The organism is Phosphitispora sp. TUW77 (assembly GCF_048453025.1).
GTDB lineage: Bacteria > Bacillota > Thermincolia > Thermincolales > UBA2595 > Phosphitispora.
In genome coordinates this window covers 1283280-1297951 of the sequence record NZ_CP156677.1, presented here as the reverse complement: position 1 = coordinate 1297951, position 14672 = coordinate 1283280, and the positions used below count along the sequence as shown (strand labels likewise).

Below are 14672 nucleotides of genomic sequence, written 5' to 3'. Positions count from 1 at the left end.
AAAATGAGTATAACAATGCCTAGGTACAACATAAGAGATACCAAAAAATATTATTCCGAATTAAATAATATGGCTTTAAAAGGAATCGAAGTTATCACTTACAATTCTAATAACCAGGACGAAGAAGTATCTCATATCAAAACTGCCTACTTAGATAAGCTTTTAGACAAGTTAGCTTTTTCTCCTCTTGTTGAAAAAGATGAAGAATTGGGAGTTCATACTGTTGCATTAAATGAGATTGACCTTTACGGTGAAGGAGAAACCGTTGAATTGGCTATTGAAGACTTATTAACTAGTATAATTGAGTATTTAACCGTTTATGTTGATAAAATTGATATGTTCTCTAGAGTTGAGTCAGAAATAAAACAGGTATATGTATTGAAGCTTCTACGATGCAATGGAGATAGAGAAAAAATAAAGAAAGCGATTGGCTTCTAATATGCCGATACGTTTTAAGCAAGGAGAGATTAAAAAACTATTAGCTCATTTTATTATGAAACCACAGCAAAAAGGATCAAATCTCTATTGTGGCATTGGTAAGGATGGCATATGGCGGACTTGTAAGTTTGATTACCACAAAGATAGAGATGTCATCGCTTCCGGTACTGCAAAAGCAATTGCTAATTCATTAAAATTCAGCAATGTACTTGAAATGAAAGAATACATAGAAAAACATTTATAAGTATAAATTATTGAAAGACCAAGCTTGGTAATAAACTTTTCCCGCCCGCAGCGCTGGCGCGATTTTTGCTCTTGCATCCACTACCACACTTACCGCAAAAATCGTGACAACCGAGGACGGGGAAATTTGGGCCGAGGCCTTGTGCCGAGCCGTCTTCAGCGTTGTTAGGCGATGGACGGCTATCATCCTTGCTTTATTGACACGTGTCTTTATACGTGTTATAATATCTTTGATTGATATACTATAGGAGTATTTTATGAAATCGTATTCTTCAAGAGAAATACTTAAATTCTTATATAACGATGGTTGGAAAGATGCAAGGTGTCGCGGTGAACTTAAGCTAGAAGGAGGTTGAAATCCATGAACAAGAAAGACAAATATATTTTCCCAGCTGTTTTCTCTATTGAAGAAGACGGTATTTCGGTTGAGTTTCCTGACTTACCAGGATGCTTATCATGTGGTGATACAGACGATGATGCCCTTTATATGGCTAAAGATGCACTGGAACTACATTTATACGGTCTTGAAGACGAAGGAGAACCCATTCCGGAACCATCACCTATTTCAAGCTTGAATCTTGATAAAAACCAGTTTGTAGCGTTGATTGAAGTATGGATGCCACCTATTCGTGATGAAATGGCAGAAAAGGCTGTGAAAAAAACACTTACACTACCAAAATGGTTAAATGATCTCGCTGAGGAGAAAAAAGTAAACTTCTCTCAGGTTTTGCAAAATGCATTAATCTCTTACCTTGGATTAAAGAAAATCAAAGATAAACCATCATATCATTCGCTTCTAAAACCCAAAAGGCATATAACCAAAAAATAATCTTTCAGAGGCCAACTAGCTTGGTCTTCTTTATGTGACGTTTTGAGCGATTCCATCAATGTCACATTTTGATTTATTGCCCGAAAAATTACATAAACGAAACGCCGCTTATATGCTTCCCTGCATAAAGCGGCGGTTGTCCCTCTTCTATACTCTAAATATCATCTTCAACCCTTCCGGTCAAAGACATTCTTCTTTCAACAGCAAAAGAATTTCCTTTAACAACACCCATCCCCTCAATGAGGTCCTGATCATTTATATATACCACTTCATCACAGTTAGGACAAATAACCTCTATCAGGTCCTCATCATCGACTATATCTGCTTCAAAGCAAACAGTTTCTTCACACTTCGGGCATACCACCTCTACCAGATCCTCTTCAATCAGGTCTTCATGACCTAACAGGTCTCCCTCGAGGTCATAGAGTTCTTCATCAATACTCTCAACATAATCTTCCAGGTCTTCCTGGGCAATTTCAATATCCTCAATTTGTTCCGCCAAATCATCCAGAACCAAGATTATTCCTGAGAGAACTTTACCTTCCCTGGATGATTCATTTACATCCAAACCCTGGGACAGTCCCTGAAGGTAAGCAATTTTTTCCTTAGTGTTTTTCAAGAGATAGACCCCCTTTAAAAAGTCTTTTGACTTGTATAGTATAACTTTTTTCAGGGGAATTTAAACAAAAATTTATGCCCGCTTGATATAATTCCCTGTACGAGTATCAATAAGCAGGATATCGCCAACCTCTACAAAAAATGGAACCTGTACAACTGCACCGGTTTCCACAGTTGCCGGCTTGGAGCCACCAGAAGCAGTATCCCCCTTAATCCCAGGGTCAGTGGCAGTAACTTCAAGTTCTACCTGGTTGGGAAGGTCAACACCGATAACACTGCCCTTGTACATAAGGACATTTACGTTTGTGTTTTCTTTTAAATATTTGATAGCATCCTCAAGTTGTTCCTTGGTGATACTGAGCTGTTCATAGCTCTGGTTGTCCATAAAATTATAAGCATCCCCGTCATTGTACAGGTACTGCATTTCCCTGCGGTCAAGGTGGGCTCTGGCCATTTTTTCTCCGGCATTAAAAGTTCTTTCAACAACTGCTCCGGTTTTGACATTTTTCAGTTTGGAACGCACAAAAGCAGAACCCTTACCTGGTTTAACGTGTTGAAAATCAACTATGGCAAATACCTCTCCGTCAATTTCAACAGTTACTCCGGTTTTAAAATCATTAGTGGATATCATTTCCTTTTCATAACCCCCTAAGTCATATTGTATACATTATTTCTACTGCAGGTGCAGTTTCAAAACAATTAGAGTACAAGAAGCTCTTTTGGTGAAGCGGAAAGCACCTCACAGCCGCTCCCGGTGACCAATACCAGGTCTTCTATTCTAACCCCGCCCCAATTGCTCAAATAGATTCCAGGTTCCACAGTTATGGTCATTCCCGGTTGGAGAACAGTATCATCTTTGGGGGCCAAAGCAGGTTTTTCGTGTATTTCAAGTCCCACACTATGACCCAGGCCATGTCCGAAATTAGCTCCATAACCCTTTGCCCTAATAAAATCACGGGCCGCGCGGTCCGTGTCAGAGCACCGTATCCCAGGCTTAAGAGTGTCTAAAGCACGTTTTTGTGCAGTAAGAACAATATCGTAGATCCTCTTTTGATCAGGGTCAGGCTTCCCGATAACTACAGTCCTGGTCATATCTGAATGGTAACCTGCAAAAACTGCTCCAAAATCGAGAATAACCAGTTCACCTGCTGCAAGTTCCTTATCAGTAGCCACCCCATGCGGCAGTGCCGCCCGCCGTCCTGAAGCCACAATAATGTCAAAAGCAGATTTCTGAGCGCCCTGTTTCTTCATAAAATGCTCAATTTCCAGAGCTATTTCAGACTCACTGACACCTGGTCTGATAAAATTGAGTATATAGTCAAAGGCCATATCTGCTATAGAAACAGCTTTTCTTAAGGCAGTAATTTCACGGTCATCTTTTACCTGGCGTATTTTCTCCACAGCCTGGTTAAGGGAAACCAACTCAACACCGGGGGTTTTCTCTTTGTAATCGACATACTGGGTATATGTAAGGTTGTCCCCTTCGAAACCCACTCTGGTCAACCCAAGACCGTTCACCTGATCAACCAAGGTATCTTCAACCAGGGTACGTGGCTCAACAATATGAAAACCTTCTGTTTCTAAATGTGCCTGTTCCAAATATCTGAAATCCGTAATGAAATAATTATCGAAAGGAGTGAACAGCAGTATTGCATTTGTTCCAGTAAAACCACTTAGGTATTGCCAGTTTTGTTGTTTTGTAATAAACAACCCGTCAAGCCGGTTCTCCTTAATTATTTTACGAACAGCCTCTATCCTTTGATTCATTATAATACCTTTTCAGCCAGCGCCCTTAGTCCCAGAAGATAACTAAAGGCTCCAAAGCCCGAAACCTGACCCAGGCATGCTGCGGCGATTACCGATTTGCTCCTGAACTCCTCACGCGCATGAATGTTGGATAAATGCACCTCAACACATGGAACTCCTACTGCAGCAACCGCGTCACGTATAGCATAACTGTAATGGGTAAACGCTCCGGGGTTAATGAGGATACCGTCAATTCCCGAAACACACTCATGTATCTTATCAACAATTGCACCCTCATGGTTAGACTGGAAAAATTCGAGTTTCAATCCCAGTTCCTCTGCCAGCACTTTCAGCTTATCATTAATAGCATCAAGGGATTGTGAACCATAAATACCCGGTTCTCTCATCCCCAGGAGATTTAAATTTGGACCATTAATCACAAGTAGTTTTGGCAATCTTATCACTCCAGACTAATATCTTCCACTCTGAAATTTTAACACAATTTCTCTAATTTGAATAGTATTTATTTGATTTGTTGGGCGGCCTGCCACTGCCATGCCTATGAACCACTGATCATCATCCGCGAAACCCGGATAGTAGGCGACCCCTTACTGCCAAAAAACGTCAAATCAGAGCCGACATCCTCAACTTCATTGAGGATATCCAATATATTCCCTGCAATAGCTATTCCCCGTACAGGCTTAGTAAATTTGCCGTTTTCAATCCAAATACCTGAAGCGCCGACAGAAAAGTCACCGGAAATGGGATTTGCTGTATGCATACCCATTACATCAGTAACATAAAGTCCGGTTGTAATATCCTTAATGAGGTCATCGGGATGTGTGGCCCCAGGTTCAATGAAAAAATTAGTGATACCTATTTCCGGAGTGCTTTTAAATGAGTTCCTGGTACTGTTCCCTGTCGACCACACCTTGTCCTTTGCTGCAGTATAAGTATTGTGAAGATATCCCATCAGCTCTCCGTTTTGAACAAGGACAGTTTTCGTTGTCGGCACACCTTCCCCGTCAAAAGGAGAAGAAGCAATACCCTCAGGCATTGAACCATAATCTATAATTGTAATCTTATCTGAAGAAACCTTCTGTCCCACCCTGCCGGCAAACAATGATTTGCCTTTTTGAACAGCCTCAGCCGAAAGGCCGGGAGCAATAATCCCCAAAAAACTGGTTCCAATGTATGGATCAAACACAATAACCGCTTTCTGTGTATTGACTGACTTGGCACCCAGTTTCCGAACCGCCTTTTGAGCTGCTTCTTGCCCAATCTTTTCAGGATCAAGCTCATTGTACCTGAGACCTATTTTAAGGGCAAAACCTGTCTGATTGTCACCATTTTCCTCGGCAACCAGGTCTGCATAACAACCGCAGTAAGCGCCTTGATAAGATGTCATAATTCCTAAGGAATTTGCGAGGGCAACCTCGTACTCGGCATCAAAATAGGAAGACCGTTCTGTTATGGTAATTCGTTTATCAGAATCCACAGCAGATTTTTCTATTCTTTTAGCGATATCAATTTTTTCTTCAACAGAAACCTGAGATATTTGTGGGTCAAAGAGATCCATTTCATCATATTGCCGTCCTGGAGCCGGCATAATGTTAAATTCATCAGGTGTGGTCTTTTCTGAATTAGCCAGAGCTTGTCTCACAATTTCATTTATAGCCGTTTCACCAAGGTCGGAGGTATAGGCAAAGCCTATTCTTCCGTCACGGAATATCCTTACACCAAGGCCCCGGTCTTCAGCAAGTTTTAGTGTCTCCACCGCCCCCGCCCTGACATCTATGCTGAGGTTTTTCGATCTAATCAAAAAAGCTTCCGAATGGCTGGCACCTAACTCTTGTGCCTTGTCCACCACTAGCTTTGCCAATCCGTCAAAACTGCTCGCCATACAAAATCACAACTCCTTTCAAAATCTTCTAAGATAGTATAATTCAATGAAAGTAAGAATATTCCTGCACAATATGCAGCGGTATTCCAAGAGCGAATTACTTCGATTTTAGCTTTTGTTCCAGCTCTTTAGGAATATTAAGTTCAGTATTATCATATTCTTCCGGTTCACTAACGACCTCAAGCTGCATAGATGCCAGGCCGAAAAGTGAAACCCTGGCATAAACCTGATAATTCACGGGTAAATAACTTTGCCGTGATATCCGAAACACCTGTTTTATTTCCTTTAGCTCGGCCCCTTTCAATTGCGGCGGCATAGAATCCGTTAACTCCGAAAGAGCACCTGCGTCCGGAATTACCTCAATCACATATTCCTGTCCGGATTTTGATCTCAATGATACATTTTCATTTTGCGTGTCTGTTCGGAGAACGTTTGATACCGGGTCTACCAGGTTCAATTGCCTGTAAAAATATTTAACAAACGGCCCTGCCGATGGATCTTCCTCAGGCTTCACCCACTTTTTCTTTAATGGGCTTAAAACATATACCTCTTCACCTTGGACATACATCGAAGTTTCTCCTGACAATTGAGGTATTTCCCAGGTAAAATCAACTATTTGCTGGTCTTTTTCGCGGTCAATCCTGTCCAGTATGTCAACATTCACTTGGTTGCCTACCGATATGTGGCTTTTGTACGTATAATTTTCGATATCCCCTACTGCCTTTCTACTTTCCATTAGGATCTCTACAGCATTTTCAGGTTCTGAATTTAACCAACGCGCATTCCACGGCTCCCAGAAATACATAAAGACCCCTAACGCTAAAACCAAAAAAATAAATAACGCCTTCCCTTTCTTCATAGCAACCTCCTTTTATTAAACTTCCGTAAACAAATTATGTCTCAAAATGACAAAAAAGAACCAGGTATAGTCTCAAAAAATGAAACATATCCTGGTTTCTTCAAAAAGTTAAGAGTTAATTATTAATTAGATATAACATTAACTAATCAGATATAACATCAGCTGCTGTTTCTGTAATCTCAGGGACTGTAATCACCTGAGTCTGATTGATATCTGATAAAGTCATCGAGAAATCGCCTTTCATATTGACATTCCCTTGTTCCGGGCCCATATCAATCCCCATAATCATTTCATAGTCACAACCGTAATAGATATCATCTTTGTTACCAATCCAATACGTATAATTAAGCTTGCTAACAGTTAATACCTGTTGAATTTCAGCAGACAAATCAGTAAACAATTCATCGTACATTTCAGCTTCGGACAATGTTTCACCATAATAATCTGTAAAAATCATTTCTAATATCTTAGCCAGTTTCACACCATTAATTTCTAAAGTTACACCCGTAGTTTGCTTGCCATTTATAGTTTGCTCCCCGGCAAAGGTTATACTTCGAAAAGCGCCGCTTTCTCTTACAGCATCAAGAAATGCCGTATAATCAATAGCTAATGAATTACTTTGCTCGATAAGCTCAGCAAAAGCTGCTGCTTCCTCTTCACTCATCTCTTGTATCGTCCAGGTTCCGGTTAACGGGTCTTTAATGTATAACACATAATCTTTAAATACAAACTCGTAATCCATTTCCAGACTCTGAGTTCCCTGGGTAAATATAAGATTGCCATTAAAAGCATAAGCCGGTGCTTCAGCATCAATTTTCATGTTTCCGACAATACCGACAGTAATATTTCCCGTTTCTGCCAAACCAGTGCCTGCTATTTCCATTTCTCCTTCAATATCAACATTATACTGTTTGAGATCCTTGTTTTTTTCCATTGAGGCAACCAGCAGGGCATATGCCTCTTCATCAATATTGACAGGAGTTTTTATGGATACGGTACGGGTAGCTGCATCCCAGGAAACCACAGCATCAAGGTTTTCACTAACAAAGCGCAGTGGTATCAGGGTTCTCCCATCAATAATAGCTGCCGGCACATCCATAATAACATCTTTTTCATTGACCTTGGCCAGATTACTGTCAATTATCAGGACTACATTGTCATCACCTTTGTTAATAATAACTGTTCTATTGTCGGCATTCCAAATTACTTCTCCGCCCATTGATTCAATTATTTTCCTTACCGGCACCAGTGTCCTGCCTTCACGAATCACCGGGTTTACATCAAAGGTAATGACCTCATCATCAATCAGGACTTTTACGGGCTCTGCTGCAGATGCCATAGAGGAAAATGCGGTTAAGATGAATATAAGACATATAAAAACCTGAACAGCCTTTTTCAATTTTTCTCCCCCTTACTATTAACACATTATGGTTATTACTCCATAATTAGTATATTAAACAAGAGTCCGCAAATTCCCTTTAAAAATTGTTAATTTTTCTCAGTTTTTAGTTTTTGCAGCAACCCTGATAGTTTCAGGTTCGCCAGAACTCTCCGATATTACCCCGCCTTTCACGAATGAAATCGCTGCACCAAAGAGGGCAATTATCGCTGCAATCGTAAAAACAAGACTAAGTGCCTCAACATAAGCCGCCTTATATGTAATAACTGATTTCAGTGCTGTAAACCGGGCATTAAAAATCGCCACAGAAAGGGCAACCCCTATTACCATTCCAACATTTCTTACGGTTGCCACAACACCCCCGGCAATCCCCAGCTTAGGAGGCGGAACAGTTCCCATAACAGAACTGTTATTAGGTGACTGGAACATCCCCGCACCCAATCCCATTAAAGCCATTTTCCAGGCAACTGACAAAGGTGACATATCTATACTTATATCTGCCAGTAAAAACAGCCCAATTGCATTAATGGTCAACCCCCCGGTGGTCAGCAGAAGCGGCCCGATTTTATCAGAAAGCCAGCCGCTTAAGGGCGCTGTCAGGGCCATAACCACAGGAAAAGCAGTCATCACCAGTCCCATTTGATATGGCTTTAGCCCAAGAATTTCAGCCATATAAAATGGCAGCAGATAATTGGCAAAGAACATCGCTACAAAAGACAGCAGTCCTGCCAGGTTGCCTGCCAAAAACATCCGATTCCGGAACAGGGAAAGGTCAATCATAGGCTGCCTGATTTTTAGTTCTGCAATAAAAAATAAACCGAGCAGTATAACCGATATTGCGAAAAGAAACAATACCTTGTGTGACAGCCAACCATATTCCTGGCCTTCGGACAGAGCCAGAAGAAAAGACGTTATTCCGCCTCCGAACAGCAACGCCCCAAAATAATCAAATTTCTGCTTTTGCAGTATATCCTTGTCTCTTGGAAGTATAAACAGGGCTGCGATAAATCCTAGAATACCGATAGGGATGTTAATATAAAATATGGCCCGCCATCCCATACTGCTAACCAAAAAACCTCCTAAAGCGGGTCCTGTGAGGCTCCCCAAAGCAACCACAGTTCCCATACTGCCCAAGGCTCGTCCCCGCTCCCTGGGCGGAAAGCACGAAGTTATCAGCCCCATGGCATTTGCCATCATCATAGCTGCTCCTATCGCCTGGACTATCCTTAAGATTATCAGTTGATGCACAGTAACAGCCGACCCGCATAAAGCAGACCCCAAAACAAAACCGAGAAAACCCGCTGCATAAACCCTGTTTTTGCCAATAATATCCGCCAGCCTGCCAAAAGCCAGGAGCAGGCTCGAAATAGTCAGCAGGTATGCTGTTACCGCCCACTGCAAGGTCTCCTTGCCAACACCGAAATTAACGGAAATTGTCGGTAAAGCAACATTAACTATACTCCCATCCAGGGTAGCCATAAAAGTACCCACGGCAACATTGCCAAAAACCAACCATTTATAATATGGCCTTTTCTTTAATTCTTCCTTAAATGACACCATCTCGCTACTCCTTTAATCCCGGTAAAGTCATGAAGAGGAATAGTATTGTTTCTTAGCCCGATCAATTGGAGTCTGGTCACGAATCCCCATTTTATATCTTCTTTTATCTTCATACATACTCTGATCGGCCCTGGTTAATATATCACTCAGGCCATCACGTCCAAATGCCGTTGCTGTACCGATACTCAAACTAAGAGATATATCATTGTTGTCATTTTTTTCCTCATTCCATTTAATGACATTTTCCAGTATCCGTTTGTAGATGATATGAGCTTCCTCCTTGGTGGTATTAGGAAGAAGAATAACCAGCTCATCCCCTCCATAACGGCATACGGTATCGGTATCCCTAACACTATGCTGCAAAACATGTGATGCAGCTTTGATAATTTGATCACCTATAACGTGACCAAAGAAATCATTAATAAATTTGAGGTCATTCACATCAACCATGATAATGGAAAGGTACATGTCTTTCCTTTTTAACTGGGTAACAACCTGATTTAGAATCTGGTCAAAATACTGGCGGTTATATAATCCTGTAAGTCCGTCAATAAACGCCATTTTCTGAGTCCTGGCAAATAATTGGGCATTTTTTATAGCTATAGCGGCATGATTGGCAAATGCATACAAAAGCTTCTGTTCCTCTGGGCCAAAAACATCCCATTCCTCACATTCTACCACAAGCGCACCCAGGCACTTGTCCTGGTCTTTTAGCGGCAGAATAAACAGTGCATTTATTTCCGGCCTTTTTACAATCCTTTCAAACCCGGGTTTGCCACGCTGTAAGCTTATCATTGTTCCCGACTTTACCGCAAAAGCAATAATACTTTCTGAAGAGGCACAGTCAATGGTTTCTGCCGGTGCCTCACCAAGCAGACAATCTGTGGTAGCCATTGGAACAAGGTTTTCTGTTTCTTCATCAAGAAGAAAAATTGTGCCAGTTTTAAAACTAATTACTTCTACTGCCAACAGCAGTATCTTAAAAAGGACATCATTCAGGTTAAGTGAGGAATTAAGTGTGTGGCTTACCTTCAGAAGAACCGACAGCTCTTTATCCGATTTGCGGATACGGTCAGCAAGCTCTCGTTTCCCGGCAACATCAAGACTTACCATTACCATGCCAAGAAACTCACCTTCAGAGGTAAACATAGGTGATACCAGATTCTCCAGATCCGGTTCCGAATGAATATTTATTTTTTTCCATTCGGTAACTTTTTCTTCCTTGATTGTTTTAATAATATCCCTGATTCTGGAATGTATCTCCTCAGAGTGACAGTCATACAGACTCCTGTTCACAAGCACTTCCTTGCGGATATTTTTCATCATACCTGCAGGAATATTGCAGTACCGGACAATACCGTCAGGGTCCACAAAGATAATCCCGATATGCATACTCTCAAACAGTCTCAGTAAAACATCAACATTAAAAAATCGGTTCATTCCAACTCACCCCAATCAGACAGAGCTAACTCAACACCGCCGAATCAATACAATCAGCTTATCTCGAGCAGCACGGCTGTTTCATCACAGTTAGGGAACTTTGGACAATCTATACATTCTTTCCATACCTTGTGTGGCAGCTTATCTTTCGATATAACCCGAAAATCGCATTTTTTGAAGAAATCAGGCTGGTAGGTAAGGGAAAATACCTTAAAAATTCTTAACTCCCGCGATTCTCTGATAAAGCAGTTTATTAATTCCCTTCCTATCCCTTTTTTAATGTATTCGGGGTCAACAGCAAGGGCGCGCACCTCAGCCAGGTCTTCCCATAAAATATGGAGCCCTCCGGCAGCTATTACCTTATCCTTATCTTCAGCAACGGTAAAATCTCTGATATGTTCATAAAGAAGCGCCCTCGATCGGGCCAGCATCAAGCCTTCATTCGCATAGTGAGTAATCAGTGCATGAATACATTCTACATCACTAATCCTTGCTTTGCGGTAAATCATCAAACCATAACCTTTCCTCATATCCTTCTGATGCGTTTTATTTGCGGGCTGTTTTCATCCACATGTGCCGTTCCCCCCACAATTATTTGCGGGATGTGGATAGTTGGCTGGGCATCTGAAACCGGCACCCCCTGCCCGTCCTTACCACAGGTACCGATTGTATATCCCAGGTCTTTGCCTACCATATCAACAGTCTGCAGCACTTCAGGACCATTACCTGTTAAAGTCGCACCCCTGACAGGTCCGGTGATTTCACCTTCTCTTATAAGGTACCCTTCAGCCACATCAAAGACAAAATCGCCATTAGTTGTATTTACCTGGCCACCGCCCATTTTTTTGACCAGCAGGCCATTTTTAACATGTCCGATTATCTTTTCAGGGTCCTCCTTCCCTGGGGCAATATAAGTGTTGCTCATCCTGGGAATAGGTCTGTCCTGATATGACTCGCGCCTTCCGTTACCGGTCGGGCAAGCCTTTTCTTCACGCATTGCAGTCAGCCTGTCATACATGTATTCTTCCAGTATTCCATCCTTGATGAGCACCGTCTTCTGTCCTTGGGTCCCCTCATCGTCAAACCTGAAGGAACCATACTTTCCTTTTATAGTTGCATCATCAACAACGGTAACCAAATCGGAAGCAACTCTCTGCCCTTTTTGTCCGGCATAAACAGACAGTTTCTTTTGGACAAGGTCTGCCTCCAGACCATGGCCGCAAGCCTCATGCACCATAGTGCCCCCTGCTTCTCCGGCCATTACCACTTCCATCTTCCCCGCAGGAGCCGGTTTGGCTTCCAGCATTTTCACAGCCCGTCCCGCTGCTTCCCTGGCCACCTCTTCAGGACTGTATTCTTTTAGAAGTTCAAAGCCAAGAAAACCGCCTATGGCATTGTATCCCGTCTGAATAACTCCATTATCCATAGCAACGGTGTTTATCATGAACCTGGTCCTTACTCGCTGGTCCCGGACATAATCACCCTCTGTATTGGCAATCACAACATTCTGGATGACATCCGCCAAGCCAACAGAAACCTGCTTGATCCGGGAATCAGCCCCCCTGGCCTCCCTGTTGCCCCTGACAACCATTTCCACCTTATCATCAATGCTCACAGAATCAGGCATCTGCTCAATGGAGAATTCTACAACAGGTTTGACTTCCCTAAGATTAACGGTAATATTACGTCCGCCTTCGGAAGCGGCACTGACAACATCGGCAGCTTTAGCAAGCCCCTCTTTTGACAGGTCATTGGTATATGCATAAGCTGTCACATCCCCGGAAATGACCCTAATCCCCGCACCTGTATCTATGCCTGAGTTAATCCGTTCGATTTTATCGGCCTCACAAGCAACTACAGATGTCTTTTTTTCTTCGACAAATATATCTGCAAAATCGCCGCCTCTGGCAACTGCCAGTTGGAGTATTTCCTGAAGTTCACCTTTTGCTAACACAGCAGCACCTCCAAAAGTTTTATGTTTTACTTCCGGTTTAGTGTTTGCCCCCAATAGCCTTGGTATACTTAATTCAGCTGTTCCTGAAGCACAATTTTGAGAATTTCATGAGACACCTCTGAAACAATGCTTACTCTTCCCAAGGCTTCCGGCAGTATATATCTAATTTTACCGGCAACTGCTTTTTTGTCATGGTACATGCTATTTATTATTTCCCCAATATCCAGATTCCCGAAGCTGGCGGGCAGGCCGTAAGTCTTAATCAAGCGTTCGATGCGCAAAAGGTCGGGTTCCAGCAGCAACCCTGTTTTCACCGCAGTTCTCGCGGCAGATACCATGCCAACAGCTACGGCTTCGCCGTGGACAAATTCGGTATAACCGGTAAGGGCCTCAAAGACATGACCAAAAGTGTGGCCCAAGTTAAGAATGGCCCTGACCCCCTGCTCAGTTTCGTCCTCTGCCACAACTTCTGCTTTAATCCGGCAGGAAGTTTCTACAACATGAATAATTGTCCCGGGATGCAGCTTTTTTACTGCCCGGGCCTCATCTTCGAGGAAAGTGAAAAATTCACGGTCCTTTATAATCCCGTATTTAATAACTTCAGCCATACCGGCCCTAAACTGTCGTTCTTCCAAGGTATGCAGTGTATTAATATCGGTAAAAACCAGCTTGGGTTGATAAAACGCGCCAATGATATTTTTGCCCTTAGGATGGTTAACAGCCACCTTGCCGCCCACACTGCTGTCAACTTGGGCCAGTAGTGAAGTGGGGATTTGGATAAATGGAACCCCCCTCATATATGTTGCCGCAACAAACCCTGCCAAGTCACCAATAACACCACCGCCCAGGGCAATTACCGCACTGTTCCGGTCAAGGCCATTGATAAAAGCGGTATCATAAAGCATGCCGGCTGATTCGAGGGATTTATATTTTTCCCCATCCGGAACCTCACTAAGAATTACTTCAAAACCTGCTGCCGCCAAGCTTTGGGTTACAACTCTGCCATAGAGCCCCCCAACTTTAGGGTTGGTAACCAGCAAAATCCGGGGACCAACTCCAATTTCTTTGGCGTATTTCCCTATGTCCGGGAGAATATTGGCACCGATATGTATCGGGTAGCTTTTACTACCCAAATCCACATTAACAGTTATCATTGATTTATCTCTCCCTGTTATCCCTGTAACTAACGAATATTTGCCCTACCTCTTCAACCACATCATCAATTTCCCTGTTAGATGTGTTAATCCTGAAAGAAGCTAAACCATAAAATGGCTCCCGTTCAGCAAGCATTTTAATAATTTTTTGCAAAGGGTTTTCGGTCCTCAACAGAGGACGGTTCTTCTTCCTTTTTGTCCTTTCATGAATGATTTCCGGCTTTGCTTCCAGGCAGACCAACAATCCATTCTGCTGCAGCAATTCAATATTTTCACTGTCAAGCACAGCACCGCCGCCGGTAGCAATAATCAGGTTATCATCACGGGTTACTCTTCTAATAGCAGCCTTTTCCTCGGAACGGAAGCGAATTTCCCCATATTTATCAAAAATATCTTTAATAGTTGTTCCGGTAACCCGTTCAATTTCATGGTCCGTATCCACAAACTTCATTCCCAGCCTTTTGGCCAGTTTCTTACCAACTGTTGTTTTTCCTGTACCCATATAACCTATCAATACTAAATTTGGCAT

Annotated in this window: 16 protein-coding genes; 3 read left to right on the top strand and 13 right to left on the bottom strand. The window is 42.4% G+C overall.

Annotated features, from left to right (window positions below):
• The first annotated feature begins 3 nt into the window (after positions 1-3).
• From ABFY19_RS06020 to ABFY19_RS06010, 3 genes are all read left to right on the top strand, one after another.
• Complete coding sequence (locus ABFY19_RS06020) at positions 4-438, top strand: hypothetical protein (protein WP_418792346.1); 435 nt, start codon at positions 4-6, stop codon at positions 436-438.
• Positions 428-682 (top strand): hypothetical protein, encoded by a 255-nt coding sequence (locus tag ABFY19_RS06015; RefSeq protein ID WP_418792345.1) that lies wholly within the window; start codon positions 428-430, stop codon positions 680-682. Before ABFY19_RS06020 ends, ABFY19_RS06015 begins: the two co-directional genes overlap by 11 nt.
• A gap of 360 nt (positions 683-1042) precedes the next feature.
• The gene (locus tag ABFY19_RS06010) at positions 1043-1510 is read left to right on the top strand and encodes a type II toxin-antitoxin system HicB family antitoxin (protein WP_418792344.1); all 468 of its coding nucleotides are present in this window, start codon (positions 1043-1045) and stop codon (positions 1508-1510) included.
• 154 nt (positions 1511-1664) lie between these two features.
• On the opposite strand, the gene ABFY19_RS06005 is transcribed toward ABFY19_RS06010, so the two are convergent.
• The 13 genes from ABFY19_RS06005 to ABFY19_RS05945 form a co-directional block, all read right to left on the bottom strand.
• A complete protein-coding gene (locus ABFY19_RS06005) occupies positions 1665-2129 on the bottom strand; it encodes a CD1247 N-terminal domain-containing protein (protein WP_418792343.1) in 465 nt (154 codons plus the stop codon).
• Between the two features lie 72 nt (positions 2130-2201).
• Positions 2202-2759: an elongation factor P gene (gene efp / locus ABFY19_RS06000; RefSeq protein ID WP_418792342.1), complete on the bottom strand. Its 558-nt coding sequence runs from the start codon at positions 2757-2759 to the stop codon at positions 2202-2204.
• Between the two features lie 68 nt (positions 2760-2827).
• A complete protein-coding gene (locus tag ABFY19_RS05995) occupies positions 2828-3895 on the bottom strand; it encodes a M24 family metallopeptidase (protein ID WP_418792341.1) in 1068 nt (355 codons plus the stop codon).
• Positions 3895-4329, bottom strand: coding sequence for a type II 3-dehydroquinate dehydratase (gene aroQ / locus ABFY19_RS05990; RefSeq protein ID WP_418792340.1), 435 nt, complete (start codon positions 4327-4329; stop codon positions 3895-3897). The genes ABFY19_RS05995 and aroQ overlap by 1 nt, the downstream gene beginning before the upstream one ends.
• Before the next feature lie 104 nt (positions 4330-4433).
• Positions 4434-5777, bottom strand: a complete 1344-nt coding sequence (locus ABFY19_RS05985) for a TldD/PmbA family protein (protein WP_418792339.1) — start codon at positions 5775-5777, stop codon at positions 4434-4436.
• Positions 5778-5874: 97 nt separating this feature from the next.
• Positions 5875-6636 (bottom strand): hypothetical protein, encoded by a 762-nt coding sequence (locus ABFY19_RS05980; protein WP_418792338.1) that lies wholly within the window; start codon positions 6634-6636, stop codon positions 5875-5877.
• 142 nt (positions 6637-6778) lie between these two features.
• The gene (locus ABFY19_RS05975) at positions 6779-8035 is read right to left on the bottom strand and encodes a DUF6612 family protein (protein ID WP_418792337.1); all 1257 of its coding nucleotides are present in this window, start codon (positions 8033-8035) and stop codon (positions 6779-6781) included.
• 99 nt (positions 8036-8134) lie between these two features.
• Positions 8135-9595, bottom strand: coding sequence for a DHA2 family efflux MFS transporter permease subunit (locus ABFY19_RS05970; RefSeq protein ID WP_418792336.1), 1461 nt, complete (start codon positions 9593-9595; stop codon positions 8135-8137).
• Between the two features lie 27 nt (positions 9596-9622).
• Positions 9623-11035 carry a diguanylate cyclase gene (locus tag ABFY19_RS05965; protein ID WP_418792335.1) on the bottom strand — a complete coding sequence of 471 codons (1413 nt, stop codon included), beginning with the start codon at positions 11033-11035 and terminating at the stop codon, positions 9623-9625.
• A gap of 53 nt (positions 11036-11088) precedes the next feature.
• Positions 11089-11544 carry an N-acetyltransferase gene (locus ABFY19_RS05960; protein ID WP_418792546.1) on the bottom strand — a complete coding sequence of 152 codons (456 nt, stop codon included), beginning with the start codon at positions 11542-11544 and terminating at the stop codon, positions 11089-11091.
• 17 nt (positions 11545-11561) lie between these two features.
• Positions 11562-12989: a TldD/PmbA family protein gene (locus tag ABFY19_RS05955; protein WP_418792334.1), complete on the bottom strand. Its 1428-nt coding sequence runs from the start codon at positions 12987-12989 to the stop codon at positions 11562-11564.
• A gap of 68 nt (positions 12990-13057) precedes the next feature.
• Positions 13058-14143, bottom strand: coding sequence for a 3-dehydroquinate synthase (aroB, locus tag ABFY19_RS05950; protein ID WP_418792333.1), 1086 nt, complete (start codon positions 14141-14143; stop codon positions 13058-13060).
• 4 nt (positions 14144-14147) lie between these two features.
• Complete coding sequence (locus ABFY19_RS05945; protein WP_418792332.1) at positions 14148-14672, bottom strand: shikimate kinase; 525 nt, start codon at positions 14670-14672, stop codon at positions 14148-14150.